This window comes from Roseibium sp. (genome assembly GCF_965216085.1).
In the GTDB taxonomy this organism is placed as follows: Bacteria; Pseudomonadota; Alphaproteobacteria; order Rhizobiales; family Stappiaceae; genus Roseibium.
Map to the genome: position 1 here is coordinate 5,939,723 of NZ_OZ244138.1, position 12,465 is coordinate 5,952,187.

Below are 12,465 nucleotides of genomic sequence, written 5' to 3' on the forward strand. Positions count from 1 at the left end.
CGTTTAATGGCTTTGGGCTCTCTAATCAGCTGCCAGTTTCGGATTTAAGCCGGTCCGCCAGCCAGGACAGACCAGTGTCGGTGATTTTCATTTCGTCCAAATGGGCTGCTGTGTTGATAACATATTCCGGATTGGCACCGGATTTGCCGACAGCGCCATTGACGATCTTGAGCTGTTCTTCCAAAGGCAGAGCGCCGGCGTATTGCGGATGACCGTGATCGACCATATAGACCAGTGCCTCGACTTTCCGGCCGCTGTCGAGAGAAATATTGTGCCAATGTTCCTTGTAGACCATCGTGGTTTGTTCCCGCGCGCGTAAATACTCAAGGGTATCAGGCCAAAGATCGGTTGCGACCTGATAAGCCATCCCGCGGCAGGTGCCGCCATTGTCGAGACCAAAGACAAGGCCGGGACGTTCTTCGGTTCCCCGGTGGACCCAGGAATAGACACAAAGCGAACGATGGGCGCCATGTAGAAGGGCCGGTTCGGCATGCAGATGCTCAAATCCCGGGTTCCACATCAGTGACCCGTAGCCAAATACCCAAAAATCGCTCATATCACCCTGTCTCTTTGTTCAAGCGCAGTTTGCCAGTTCGAACATCAGACTTGCCGGGATAGCAAGCGGCGCGAGTGGTTTCAATGCTGTTGCCTCGAGATGAAAGACCTAAGGAGATTCTGCATCGTGTCTTCCGATACGCCTATCAAGGAAACGTCGTCGAAAAGAAAATACCTCCTGCTTCTCGCTGCCATACTCTTGGTGGCCGCCGGCTGGTCCGGGGCCTGGGCCTATGGCCGGTCGGTGCTGGCCAGTCAGATTGACCAAAAACTCGCGCAAGTTTCCGACTTGGGCACAGAGGTCAATTGCCGCGATCTTGATATCGGCGGTTATCCATTTCGCTACGAGATCTACTGCAAGGACTTGCGTGCCGCCGACCTATCAGGGGCGGAGAGCAGTGTTGCGGGTCTGAATGCCGTCGCACTGGTCTATAATCCCTGGCACGTCATTTTGGAGGCTAAAACTCCTGCGGCCGTAAGCGTGCCTTTAAAGGGGTTTGCCGGAGAGCTCTCCTGGGAAACGGCGTGGGCCAGCGCCAAATATTCAATGGACTCCTTGGGCGATGTCGACGTTGTTCTGACTCAGCCGGAACTTAATTTCCAGAATCCTCTGGCATCAGGACGTGCGGGTTCGGCCAAGGCGGAACTTCATTTGCGCGCATCGCCCGATGAAACAGGTGCTGTCGACGGGTTTGTGTCGATTGATGGTCTGACATCAGAGCTGATGCCGTCCCTGGCAAGCCCGGTAGACACGCGGTTTCATGTGCGGGTCAGGGACGCTGCGCCGTTGCTTGCGGGCGCTGACTTGCGTTGGATTATTCAGGAATTGGGGGGCGAACTGCCGGTTCGTCTGGAACTGGCGGAAATTGCCATGGGCATGAGCCGTTTTGGTGCAAGCGGTGACCTGACCGTTAATGGTGCCGGGGCCTTGTCAGGTACCCTCACGCTGACCCTTGTTCAGCCCGATGGGTTTCTGAAAACCATCCAGCCGTTGTTCCCAGCCGGCAGCAATGAATTCAGCATTCTGGAAAGCCTGCTGACCAGCCTAAAACCAACAGGAACTGACCATCGCGGCGACCCGGCAATCGAATTCCCGCTTATCCTTGATCATGGCCTGATGCGCGTGGGTTTCATCACGCTCGGCCGGATCCCACCGTTGTTTCAGGCGGGATCCTGAGCTACGGGCTGCGAAAACACTCAGTCGCCGGCAATCCGGTCGATCGGAATGACATAGCTCTTGCGATGGTCCGGTTCGGCGATCTTTTCATAAAGCGCCACTGCCGGGGTATTCTTGCCAGGGACGATCCAGCGCAGGTGCAGCCAACCCCTTTTTTGGCCTTCCGCGACCAGAGTCTCGATCAACTTCCGGCCTGTTCCTTTGTTGCGATGATCGGGATGGACATAAATGTCATCGAGCTGGCCAATACGAAGCCCGGTAATCAGCTCCGGCAAATCGAAATAGACGGCAAAACCGATCAGTTTGTCGCCTTCAAACGCGCCAAGCACCTCTGCGGTTTTGTCGCCAAGGATCCGTTCAGCGTAATAGTCGTCTGGCCGGCGCGGCGCGCCGCGGACCAGCGCCTGTGCGTTTTCGGCAATGAGCGGGGCCAGCTGGTGGGCGTCGTCCAGCCCGAGAGCCTTGATATCCGTCTTGCTCATGAAATCTCCGGGAATGAGGGAACAGAAGAGATGCCCAACATGTCTCAAAAGGCGATCCCTGATCAAGGACATGAATCAAATTCTCTGAAAGGACTTCAGAAGTCTGCCCAAACGTGCCATCACGCCAAGGATTGGAAGGATGGATTATTCACATGATCAGTGACAATCGGGTTCGGGCGACGGTAATTGGACTAAGCGCGGTGTTGATGTGGGCAACCCTCGGCCTGTTTGGTGCCGGGTCTGGCGCGGTGCCGCCGTTTCTGCTGAACGCCTTGTGCTTTGGCATCTCCGGTATTTTGGCTTTGATCCTGGTGACCGCGACTGGAAAACTGGAGCGGCTCAAGCAGCCGCCGAAAATCTGGGCATTTGGCACTTTGGGCCTGTTCGGCTTTCATTTTTTCTATTTCACAGCCATCCGAAATGCGCCCCCCGTTGATGCCAATCTGATCAACTACACCTGGCCACTGCTGATTGTGGTGTTTTCTGCCTTTCTGCCGGGTGAGCATCTGCGCGTTCATCATGTTATCGGAACAATTTTGGGTCTTGCCGGTGCTGCGTTGCTGATCACGGGTGGAGACGGGATCAGTTTTTCCGGCGGTTCGGCACTTGGATATGGAGCCGCCGTCCTATCTTCGCTGTTCTGGTCCAGTTATTCCGTGCTCTCCCGCCGCCTCGGACAAGTGCCGACCGAAGCAGTCGCGGGCTTCTGTGTTATGACGTCACTTCTGTCAGTGCTCTGCCACCTCATATGGGAAGAGACGATCTGGCCGCAAAACATGCTGGAGTGGGGATCGGTGATTGCGCTGGCTCTGTTCCCTGTCGGTCTTGCTTTTTTTACCTGGGACATCGGCGTCAAACGCGGCGACATTCAGGTTTTGGGCGCGGCGGCCTATTCCGCTCCACTGTTGTCGACCTTGCTTCTGATCGCCTTCGGTTTTGGCGCTTTAACCCTGTCGGTTATCGTTGCCTGCTTGGCCATCACACTGGGTGCTGTCATTGCTGCCAAGGACATGCTGTTCAAAAAGACTGCTGCCGGTAACGCTGCGGAGTGATCCAAAAGGCGAGTGGATTCCGCTTCAGCTTGCCGTTAGCGTGCTGCACAGCAACAAAAACCACGGACGCCTTTCATGAGTGAGACCTTCAAACCCCGCCGTTCTGCCCTTTACATGCCCGGCTCAAACGCCCGTGCTCTGGAAAAAGCCAAGACGCTGGATGTCGATTGCCTGCTTCTGGATCTGGAAGATGCCGTGGCACCCGATGCAAAGGAAACAGCCCGCCAGCAGATCGTGACTGCCGTTTCAGAAGGCGGGTATGGCCAACGCGAAGTTGTTATCCGCATCAACGGATTGGACACCGCTTGGGGTGAAGACGATCTCAAAGCCTCAGTGAAAGCCAATCCGGATGCGATCCTGGTCCCTAAAGTCAATTCACCTGCTGATCTTCAAAAAGTGGCTCACCTCTTGTCCATGCATGGGGCTTCCAACTCCATCAAGCTGTGGGCGATGATGGAAACGCCGGAAGCCATGCTGAATGCCGCTGCCATTGGAGCGTGCGGTAGAGACCCGGAAGTGCGTCTGTCCTGTTTTGTCATGGGCACAAACGATCTGGCCAAGGAAACGCGCGCGGCTCTGGTGCCTGGCCGGGCGGTCATGATGCCGTGGCTGATGACCTGTCTGGCTGCGGCTCGGGCAGGCGGCATTGACATTCTGGACGGTGTCTACAACGCCTTTCAGGATGAAGAAGGGTTTGCCGCCGAATGTGCGCAAGGCGCGGAAATGGGCATGGATGGCAAGACCCTGATCCACCCAAAACAAATCGCGGCCTGTCATGCTGCCTTCAGTCCATCGGAAGAGGAAGTTGCCTGGGCGCGCAAGATCAACAATCTCTTTGATCAGCCGGAAAATGCCTCCAAAGGCGCAATTCAGGTGGACGGCAAGATGGTTGAACGGCTACATGCGGACATGGGTAAGCGGGTGATTGCCATCGCTGACGCGATTGCCGCCCGCGCGTAAAAAACAGAGAGACAGCCATGAAATTGTACCGCTTCATCACCAATGTCGACAGCAGCGAATTCTGCCACCGGGTTACCGAAGCGCTTAATAAGGGCTGGGAACTCAGCGGTTCGCCGTCGCTCACCTATGACGCGACCAAGGGTGAAACAATCTGTGGTCAGGCGGTGACCAAGGAAGTGGACGGCGATTATTCGCGGGACATCAAACTCGGCGATTACTGAGAATTATGGCCAGTGAGCGCGTCGAAGACGCGCTCATAGACTTCGATAACTTGCTGCAGTTCTGTTTCGCCCTGAGCTGCATAGCGGTTGAGGCCTGGCGCAGCGTTCACTTCCAGAACGGCGTAAGACCCGCCAGTCTGTTCCGGAGTTTCCGAGATCAGGTCAATGCCCGCATATCTGAGGCCGAGCGCCTTGCAGATGGCAATTGCCGTTGCTTTCAGATCGTCGGAGACCTGATCTGTCACGTCGTGCGCAATTGCCCCTGCTGATAGGTTCTTGTTGGGCAGCAGTTCGACCGTCTGCTCCTTCTCCGGGATTGAGGCCGGGCCAAGGCCTTGCCGGGTCAGCTCTGGTTCTACTCTGGGGTCGCGGAAGTTGATGCCAGTTATGCTGAAGGCCAGTTCCTCAACTGATCGCTCACCATCACCTTTCACATGCACGGGCTGACGGTGAAGCGCCAAAAGAACCTCGCCGTCCAGAACCAGAATACGCAGATCTGAACCCGGGATTGCCTTTTGCACCAGTAATGACGAATGGCGCATGAGAAGATCGGTGAGGGAACGTTCCAGATTGGCGCGCGTATCCAGGCGCACCACGTCCTCGCCTTCTTGACCGCTGTTCGGTTTGACAAACACCGGGTAGCCGACGTTTTCAGCAAAATGCAACGCGTCTTCGGCAGAATGCATGTGCTCGGCTATCTCCGGCTTTTGCACCCGTAATCCGGCGAGAACATCAAAGGCATGGATGAGCAGGCTGTCAGGAACGGAATATCCGTCCCGTTTCAGGAAACCAAGTGTGTAGGCTTTATCGTCTGCGATTTCCGCCGCACCGAGTGGGTTGAGGTCGAAATGGCTACCCCGGAAAAACCGCCGGGCGCCATCTTCAAGCTGGATAAATCCGGCCTGGCCGGAGCTCTCGTCACAAATGAGCGGCAAGCCGTGCCGGGCGCAATAACCGGCAAGTATCCTCTGCACAAGAGGTCGGGGCGTCGCCTTTTCCATCGTTTGACACGGCCGTTTCTCAGTTTCGCGATTGCCGTGAATTTGCCAGATAATCGATTTTGAAGAGGTCCGGATTTGTCGGGCCATTCGAAACGACATTGTAGACGGCAACGGAGGTATCGTACCCCTGCTGATCGGTCACTGTCCATTGCTTAAGCGCATAGTCGTTGGCGTCGAAAATCAGGGTCAATGTACCGGAGTTGAACTTTGTCTTGTCGAAGATCGTCACCGTGACCAGATCTTCTTCCACCATCACATTGGTAACATTGGTGTCCTTTTGCAGATCAATCGTATCCGACAATAGGAAACGCAGCGGCGTTTGACCCAACGGCCAGATATCCTGGGTGTTCAGTTTGCGGTCGCGTACGGACACAGATTTGCCATCGGCGACAATGTCGAGCACGGAGGGTTTGTTGTAGTAAAACCGCACCTTTCCGGGACGGGCCATATAAAATTTGCCATCCGATTGGCTGCCATCGGGACCAAACTGGATGAAGTCCCCGTGCATGGTCTTCACCGAGTTGAAATAGGAATTGAGGTCCTGAAGCGTCTTTTCTTCAGTTTCACTCAGTGCAACAGCAGGCCCCGCAACTGAGATGGCCAGAACCAGTGCCATGACCGGGCGGCCAATGAATCTGCCAAGGCGGGAAGCGAAGTGTGTCAGCATAATTGAGTGTCCTAAAACGGTGCCGGTACCTGAGCGTTAGACCGTACATAGAAAATGTCTATGGCAAAGCTTGGGCGCAAGAGGGTCAGAAATCCTCATCGAGGCCGTTTTGCACCAGTATTTCACGTTTACCCGCATGATTTGCCGCGCTGATCAGGCCTTCCTGCTCCATGCGCTCGATTAACGAGGCGGCGCGGTTGTAGCCGATCGACAGGCGCCGCTGGATATAGGAGGTTGATGCTTTCTTGTCTTTAAGAACGATCGCGACCGCTTTGTCGTAGAGATCATTGCCATCTCCGCCGCCAGACGGAGCGCCGTCATACGGGCTTTCAGATTCCTCATCTTCTTCGGTAACTGCTTCCAGATACTGCGGTGTGCCCTGAACCTTGAGGTGTTTGACGATTTCTTCAACCTCGTCATCGGACACAAAGGGACCGTGGACACGCTGGATCCGGCCGCCACCGGCCATGAACAGCATATCACCCATGCCGAGCAGTTGTTCGGCGCCCATTTCGCCCAAAATCGTGCGGCTGTCGATCTTCGACGTCACCTGGAAGGAAATACGGGTCGGGAAGTTCGCCTTGATCGTCCCGGTGATGACATCCACGGATGGACGCTGGGTTGCCATGATCAAGTGAATGCCGGCGGCACGGGCCATCTGTGCCAGACGCTGGATCGCACCTTCGATGTCCTTGCCGGCCACCATCATCAGGTCGGCCATCTCGTCGACGATGACGACGATATACGGCATGGCTTCCAGTGGCAGCTGTTCTTCTTCGTAGATCGGCTCCCCGGTATCCCGGTCAAAGCCCGTCTGCACGGTCCTTGTGAAGCTTTCACCTTTCTCCAGCGCCTGCTTGATCCGGGTGTTGTAGCCATCGATGTTGCGGACACCCATCTTGGACATCTTCTTGTAGCGGTCCTCCATCTCGCGGACGGTCCACTTCAAGGCGACAACAGCTTTTTTCGGATCGGTAACAACCGGGGTCAGAAGATGCGGAATGCCGTCATAGATCGACAGTTCCAGCATTTTCGGATCAATCATGATCATTTTGCACTGGTCCGGCGTCAGCCGGTAAAGCAGCGACAAGATCATGGTGTTGATGGCAACGGACTTACCCGAACCCGTGGTACCAGCAACGAGCAAGTGCGGCATGCGTGCCAGATCGGCGACAACACCTTCGCCATTGATCGTCTTGCCAAGGCCGAGCGCCAGTTTGGACTTTGATTTCTCAAAGTCCTGAGAGGCCAGCATTTCCCGCAAATACACCGTTTCACGGCGGGCATTCGGCAGTTCGATGCCTATGGCATTCTTGCCCGGGATCACGGCAACACGGGCGGAAATCGCGCTCATGGAGCGGGCGATATCGTCAGCAAGGCCAATCACGCGGGAAGACTTGATGCCCGGCGCCGGTTCCAGCTCATAGAGCGTGACCACAGGGCCCGGGCGCACTTCGATGATCTCGCCGCGAACGCCAAAATCCTCTAGAACGCCTTCCAGAATGCGCGCGTTTTGCTCCAGCGCATCAGCGGAGAGACCCGGAACTTTGCCACCTGCCTTGGCTTCGGCAAGAAGGCGCAATGGTGGCAATTCGTAGTCTTCCGGTGCGCCTAAGAAGGACGGCTGTGCCTCTTCCATCGCGCGTTTGCTTTGCTTCGGCTTCGGCGCTGGCGGGATAACCCGCCCTGTCTGCATTTGTTGCGGGGCCGACCGGGCCGGCGCGGCCGGCGCAGGCTCCGGAGAGGCAATGCCGACCGGCATCGCAATGTCGCCAGGCAGAGGCTCTCCTGAAACTGGCCCCTTGTCGATCAGGAACTCGTCCGGCGCAAACCCTTCACCTTCTTCGTCAAATGGGTCCTGGAGGTCATGCTCGCCCGAATCCTGTAGGTCACCGCGTTCATAAAATTCATCCAGCCCGTCATCGTCCTCCGGCATCAAACGCCCGGCAAGCGCCCGGCGGAAAGATTTCAGGCGATTTTTCTGAGCGGGTTCTCCTGGCTCGTAGTCTTCATCTTCAACAACACCATCCCAGTGCTGATCATCGTCGTCGTAGACAGGTGCCCGTTTGAACCCGGCCATCCGGCGAACTTGGGTTGCTGCCAGCAGACCGAGATGGCTTGCATGACCGGCAACGGCGGTCGCCATCAGGCTGAGGCGGCTTTCTCCGTCCTCGTCATCGTCGAGGCCGAGTTCTTCTTCAACTGATTTGCCGTGTCCGGATGGCATCCGGCGTGGTTCGACCCGTTCAACAGGCGCACCGGTCCGGCCAAGCCAACCGGCTGAGGCAAGCAGCAGCAATCCGGCTGGAACACCGAGCCCCAAACCGCCGATGATGGTGGCAGCGCCGCTCGTCAGATTGCTGGTCAGAACAGCAGGAACGCTGTGGATCATGTCGCCCAGAAAACCGCCGAGACCGGTTGGCAGCGGCCAGCTTTGCGGGACCGGCAGCGCGGCAAGTGCGCCTCCCGCCAGAGCAGACCCAAGAACCCAATACAAAAGCCGCTTACGGCCGATGCCGAGGGTGTGTCCGGTCAGGAGCCGCCAGCCCCAAAGAACCAGCGGAATAAGAAAGACAGCCGTTGCGAGGCCAATCGTCTGCATCAAGACGTCGGCGACAATCGCGCCGGGGGCGCCAAGCGCATTGCGGACCGGTCCGCCGGTGGCATGGTTGAAGCTTGGGTCGTTGACAGACCAGGTGGCAAGGGCGGCGGCCAGAGTTGCGGTGAGCGCGATGACGCCGAGACCGGCCGCTCCTGTCAGATTGCGGCGCAAAAAGCGTTTGGCCGGACTTTCCGTATCCAGCAGATCAGCCGCGGAGCGGCGATTGGTCCCACGAACAGCGCTGGCCCGTCTCATGCCTTTTCTCCCAACCAATTTGCCAATCGTTCAAGAGCGATTTCCGTTTGTGCGAGAGGTGCCACAAGTCCCGCGCGGATATAGTTGCGTCCCGGATTGCTGCCATCGGACTGATCGGACGCTAAATAGCTGCCCGGAAGCACTTTCACGCCTGTGTCGCGCCACAGAGATTGTGTGACTGAAACACCGTCGCCCCATCTGGCGACATTGAGCCACAGGAAGAAGCCGGCATCTGCGGTCACCGGTCCCATGATCGGGCCAAGCAGACGCTCAGCCACTTCGTATTTTTCGTTGTAGAGCCTGCGGTTTTCTTCAACATGCGCTTCGTCGCGATAGGCACGGACGGCCACAGCTTGTGCCGGTAGCGGCACTTGCGGCGCGGCCAAACCGCGGAATTTTGCCCATTTTCTCAAGAAGACCGGATCACCCGCGGCAAATCCACAGCGCAGGCCTGCGAGATTGGACCGTTTCGACAGCGAATTCAGGACTACAATGTTGGAAAAATCCGTGCCCATCGCGTGAGCGGCTTCCAGAACACCCGGCGGCGGCGTGGACCGGTAGATCTCCGAATAACATTCATCGGCAAAGATGATGAAGCGATGCTTGCGCGCCATATCAATCAGCTTTTGCCAATAGGAAAGCGTGGCAATAGATCCTTCCGGGTTGGTTGGTGAGGCAACGTAAAACGCCACTGTTCGATCCAAAAGATCCGGATCGAGACTGTCCAGATCCGGCAGGAAGTGGTGTTCGCTGACGGCATCCAGAAGGATCGCTTCACCATCGGCGACATGCGCCGCGGCTGCATAGGTCTGGTAAAATGGATTCGGCAGGATCACGGCCGGATGGTCCAGGCCTTTGTCCAGCTGGTCGCGGGCGGCAATGGCGCCAAACGACAGGCCTTCACGCGAGCCGTTCAGGGGCAGCACGCCAAATTCCGGGTCGATCTTACCGTCCAGGCCGTAACGTTTGTCGAGCCAGCTAGCGATGGTCTCGCGGAACTCGGCCGTGCCATTGATCGGCGGATAACGGCGGAAATCAGCCATGCTTTCCGCCAGAACCTCAGCCGTAAAATCAGGAATAGGATGTTGAGGCTCACCGATCGTCATCATGATCGGGTCGAAACCGGGTGTCTCCCCGGCGAGCAATTCGGCGAGGCGCTGAAATGGATTTGAGCCCGGCAGGGATGCGCCGCGCTGATAGGTGGTCTGGCTGGCAGTCATAAAAGATCCGGCAGTCGTTACGCAGTACTTTTGCCAGACCCTATCCCGGTCTTGGTAAATCTCTTATTAACCAAGGGCGGCCATCTGCCGATCACGGATGGATTGCGAAGACATTTTCGAGCCACTAGGGTTCGGCAGCATAGAGACCTTAACGACCAAGCAGGGCATCCATGCATTCAGAAAAAGACCCAATTTCCGTTGTCTGCTTCGGAGATTCTCTGACTTGGGGGTTTGTGCCCGGCAAAAAGTCCCGCTATGGCCATGACGTCCGATGGACCCGTCTCCTGCAAAAGGAGCTCGGACCGGAGTTTTATGTCATCGAAGACGGTGTCAACGGGCGCACGACCGTGTTCGAAGATCCTGTCCGGGGTGACAAGAACGGACTGGAGCATCTGGCGACCGTCCGTAAATCCCATATGCCGATTGATATTCTGATCATCATGCTCGGCACCAACGATTTGCAAGACCGGTTTCAGATGAGTGCGGATGCGATTGGTCTGGCGATGGGGCGGATCCTGTTTGCCGCGACCCAGCCAACGGATGACGTCGAAGGCCATGCGCCAAAAGTTCTTCTGATGGCCCCGCCGCCGCTGGGCGATTTTACCGGCAAAGAATACGAAGGCATCTATTCCAATGCTCATGGCAGCGAACAGTCAAAGCGTCTGGCGGATGTGTACCGGCAACTGACTGAAACCTACGGCGTTGCCTTTTTTGATACGGGCTCCGTGGTGTCGGTCAGCAATGTGGATGCGGTGCATTTGGAGGCTGAACCGCAGAAGGATCTGGCCAAGGCGATTGCGGGAGTGGTGCGCGAAAAACTGATGTGAGAAGAAGGGTTTTCACCTGAAGACATCCGGAATCTCGATTTCTTCGATGACGTCGGCAATCCGTATGTGGCTCAGGTGCTTTTCGTATGCACTTCCCGCATAATGGCTGACAATTTCGCCGGCAACAATCGAGCCCAGACCGATAACCAAAGCGGCCCCCCACCCCACTGGAGTTGTTGCCAAAGCGACCCCAACAACCACCCGGGTTAACACTCTTCCGGTCACCGCTCCCGCCATTGCGCCGGTCAGTGTTTCCGTGCCCAGCTTGGTCAGTTTGATTTCTCGTTGAATTGCGTCTTTTTCGCGTAATGCAATGTTGCCCGCTTCAAAGGGCAGCATGATGTAGCTTAGCACTGTGCCGCCGCGTTTGATTTTTCCGGTCAAATCCTGAATTGCATCGATCTGTTTCAAGAACGGGGCCGTCGGATTGTTAGACCGACCTGGGGCCATTCTGAATTTCTGAAACACCGTGTTGTTGCCATGTAACGATGATTCCAGCGGTCCAAGATTTGCCTGCAGCTTGGACAGATGCAAACGCCGACGGTAGTCATATTGACTTTTGGTGATTTCGCCGCGGGTGTAGCGGGAATAATCTATGCCGACGTTGAAGTAGTGCCGTTTGTTGGTGTTGAGGATAGAAGCAGTCTGTGAAAGTGTTGTCCCGCCGACTTGTGTCACCTGCTTTGCAACGCCGAGAGCTGTAATTGCTCTCGTCGTTACCGCCATCTCAGCCTGTTCTGTCTTGGGTTTGGCATTCCAGAATCTCTGTGCGGCAAGAAGCTCACGGATTTGGGCATTTTCGGTTCGTTTCTTGTTGTAGGGGTATTCAAGAATCAGCATCTGCCCGGCATAGATCATGTTTGGATCTTTTATTTCCGGATTGTTGGCGAGGACTGAGTTGATGGCCTGTTGTACATCGCTGCCATGCACGTTGTACTGCTCACTGACGATTTTCGCGAGCGTATCGCCCTTGCGGATCGGGTAGAGCATAGAGCTCCCGTCAACGGTACACATTGGAACGGATGATGATAGCTCCTGCATTATTACATCCTTCAAATCAATAAATTGGCATTATCCAACGTTAGAACTATTCGTAAATCTGGCCGCTAGAAATTAAAAATCGACCGTCAAACCCTTGATTTCCCAGTCGTCATAGCGCGTCGGTTCCAGGCCGCCGCGGCCGTCGACTTCTTCCGGCATGGCGTCCTGTTTGGCGTCGATTTCCTTTCGCCTGTCTTCAGCTTCTTTCAAAGCGCGCTGAGCGGCGGGCGGCAGATCTTCAAATTTCCGTTTTGGCGCTTCGGCCACATCCGTTTTAAGGGATGGGACTTCGGTGGCCGTGAAAATGGCGGTTGATGTGTCTTTGGTGTCGGTCATGGTTTGGCGGTCGCAGCTTGGCTGTCAGGCGGATTTCAAAACTCTGGTGTTATATAGGCTAAACTTGCC

13 protein-coding genes are annotated in these 12,465 nt (G+C 56.1%); 5 read left to right on the forward strand and 8 right to left on the reverse strand.

From position 1 onward, the window contains the following. Positions 1-25: 25 nt before the first annotated feature. Positions 26-556: a gamma-glutamylcyclotransferase gene (locus tag ACOOFE_RS27790; RefSeq protein ID WP_420413012.1), complete on the reverse strand. Its 531-nt coding sequence runs from the start codon at positions 554-556 to the stop codon at positions 26-28. Between the two features lie 126 nt (positions 557-682). Between ACOOFE_RS27790 and ACOOFE_RS27795 the strand changes: the two genes are divergently transcribed. Next, positions 683-1,732, forward strand: a complete 1,050-nt coding sequence (locus ACOOFE_RS27795) for a DUF2125 domain-containing protein (RefSeq protein WP_420413013.1) — start codon at positions 683-685, stop codon at positions 1,730-1,732. 20 nt (positions 1,733-1,752) lie between these two features. Here ACOOFE_RS27795 and ACOOFE_RS27800 read toward each other — a convergent pair whose 3' ends face one another. Beyond that, positions 1,753-2,214 carry a GNAT family N-acetyltransferase gene (locus tag ACOOFE_RS27800; protein ID WP_141184448.1) on the reverse strand — a complete coding sequence of 154 codons (462 nt, stop codon included), beginning with the start codon at positions 2,212-2,214 and terminating at the stop codon, positions 1,753-1,755. Positions 2,215-2,366: 152 nt separating this feature from the next. Here ACOOFE_RS27800 and ACOOFE_RS27805 point away from each other — a divergent pair, with 152 nt between their 5' ends. The 3 genes from ACOOFE_RS27805 (at position 2,367) to ACOOFE_RS27815 (ending at position 4,447) form a co-directional block, all read left to right on the forward strand. Continuing rightward, positions 2,367-3,266 (forward strand): DMT family transporter, encoded by a 900-nt coding sequence (locus tag ACOOFE_RS27805; RefSeq protein ID WP_420413014.1) that lies wholly within the window; start codon positions 2,367-2,369, stop codon positions 3,264-3,266. 75 nt (positions 3,267-3,341) lie between these two features. Then, positions 3,342-4,226: an HpcH/HpaI aldolase/citrate lyase family protein gene (locus ACOOFE_RS27810; protein WP_420413015.1), complete on the forward strand. Its 885-nt coding sequence runs from the start codon at positions 3,342-3,344 to the stop codon at positions 4,224-4,226. A gap of 17 nt (positions 4,227-4,243) precedes the next feature. Next, positions 4,244-4,447, forward strand: a complete 204-nt coding sequence (locus ACOOFE_RS27815) for a DUF1737 domain-containing protein (protein ID WP_008193065.1) — start codon at positions 4,244-4,246, stop codon at positions 4,445-4,447. On the opposite strand, the gene ACOOFE_RS27820 is transcribed toward ACOOFE_RS27815, so the two are convergent. The 4 genes from ACOOFE_RS27820 to ACOOFE_RS27835 form a co-directional block, all read right to left on the reverse strand. Further along, positions 4,441-5,421, reverse strand: a complete 981-nt coding sequence (locus ACOOFE_RS27820; RefSeq protein ID WP_420413016.1) for a hypothetical protein — start codon at positions 5,419-5,421, stop codon at positions 4,441-4,443. The genes ACOOFE_RS27815 and ACOOFE_RS27820 overlap by 7 nt on opposite strands. Positions 5,422-5,467: 46 nt before the next feature. Continuing rightward, positions 5,468-6,115: an outer membrane lipoprotein carrier protein LolA gene (locus tag ACOOFE_RS27825; protein ID WP_420413017.1), complete on the reverse strand. Its 648-nt coding sequence runs from the start codon at positions 6,113-6,115 to the stop codon at positions 5,468-5,470. An 85-nt stretch (positions 6,116-6,200) separates the two neighbouring features. Beyond that, entirely contained in the window at positions 6,201-8,972 is a 2,772-nt protein-coding gene (locus ACOOFE_RS27830; RefSeq protein ID WP_420413018.1) for a DNA translocase FtsK 4TM domain-containing protein, read from the reverse strand. Continuing rightward, entirely contained in the window at positions 8,969-10,192 is a 1,224-nt protein-coding gene (locus tag ACOOFE_RS27835) for an aminotransferase class I/II-fold pyridoxal phosphate-dependent enzyme (RefSeq protein ID WP_420413019.1), read from the reverse strand. Before ACOOFE_RS27835 ends, ACOOFE_RS27830 begins: the two co-directional genes overlap by 4 nt. Before the next feature lie 170 nt (positions 10,193-10,362). On the opposite strand from ACOOFE_RS27835, the gene ACOOFE_RS27840 reads away from it, so the two are divergent. Beyond that, positions 10,363-11,019: an SGNH/GDSL hydrolase family protein gene (locus tag ACOOFE_RS27840; RefSeq protein ID WP_420413020.1), complete on the forward strand. Its 657-nt coding sequence runs from the start codon at positions 10,363-10,365 to the stop codon at positions 11,017-11,019. Between the two features lie 12 nt (positions 11,020-11,031). Here the strand turns inward: ACOOFE_RS27840 and ACOOFE_RS27845 are convergent, their stop codons facing one another. After that, positions 11,032-12,060 carry a hypothetical protein gene (locus ACOOFE_RS27845; RefSeq protein WP_420413021.1) on the reverse strand — a complete coding sequence of 343 codons (1,029 nt, stop codon included), beginning with the start codon at positions 12,058-12,060 and terminating at the stop codon, positions 11,032-11,034. A 72-nt stretch (positions 12,061-12,132) separates the two neighbouring features. Continuing rightward, complete coding sequence (locus ACOOFE_RS27850; protein WP_420413022.1) at positions 12,133-12,396, reverse strand: DUF1674 domain-containing protein; 264 nt, start codon at positions 12,394-12,396, stop codon at positions 12,133-12,135. Positions 12,397-12,465: the final 69 nt, after the last annotated feature.

Excerpts from the sequence above, each read along its gene's own strand:
- ACOOFE_RS27800 (WP_141184448.1), bottom strand. The coding sequence starts at position 2,214 with ATGAGCAAGACGGATATCAAGGCTCTCGGGCTGGACGACGCCCACCAG.
- ACOOFE_RS27805 (WP_420413014.1), top strand. The coding sequence starts at position 2,367 with ATGATCAGTGACAATCGGGTTCGGGCGACGGTAATTGGACTAAGCGCG.
- ACOOFE_RS27810 (WP_420413015.1), top strand. The coding sequence starts at position 3,342 with ATGAGTGAGACCTTCAAACCCCGCCGTTCTGCCCTTTACATGCCCGGC.
- ACOOFE_RS27835 (WP_420413019.1), bottom strand. The coding sequence starts at position 10,192 with ATGACTGCCAGCCAGACCACCTATCAGCGCGGCGCATCCCTGCCGGGC.
- ACOOFE_RS27845 (WP_420413021.1), bottom strand. The coding sequence starts at position 12,060 with ATGCAGGAGCTATCATCATCCGTTCCAATGTGTACCGTTGACGGGAGC.
- ACOOFE_RS27840 (WP_420413020.1), top strand. The coding sequence starts at position 10,363 with ATGCATTCAGAAAAAGACCCAATTTCCGTTGTCTGCTTCGGAGATTCT.
- ACOOFE_RS27830 (WP_420413018.1), bottom strand. The coding sequence starts at position 8,972 with ATGAGACGGGCCAGCGCTGTTCGTGGGACCAATCGCCGCTCCGCGGCT.
- ACOOFE_RS27815 (WP_008193065.1), top strand. The coding sequence starts at position 4,244 with ATGAAATTGTACCGCTTCATCACCAATGTCGACAGCAGCGAATTCTGC.
- ACOOFE_RS27790 (WP_420413012.1), bottom strand. The coding sequence starts at position 556 with ATGAGCGATTTTTGGGTATTTGGCTACGGGTCACTGATGTGGAACCCG.
- ACOOFE_RS27825 (WP_420413017.1), bottom strand. The coding sequence starts at position 6,115 with ATGCTGACACACTTCGCTTCCCGCCTTGGCAGATTCATTGGCCGCCCG.
- ACOOFE_RS27850 (WP_420413022.1), bottom strand. The coding sequence starts at position 12,396 with ATGACCGACACCAAAGACACATCAACCGCCATTTTCACGGCCACCGAA.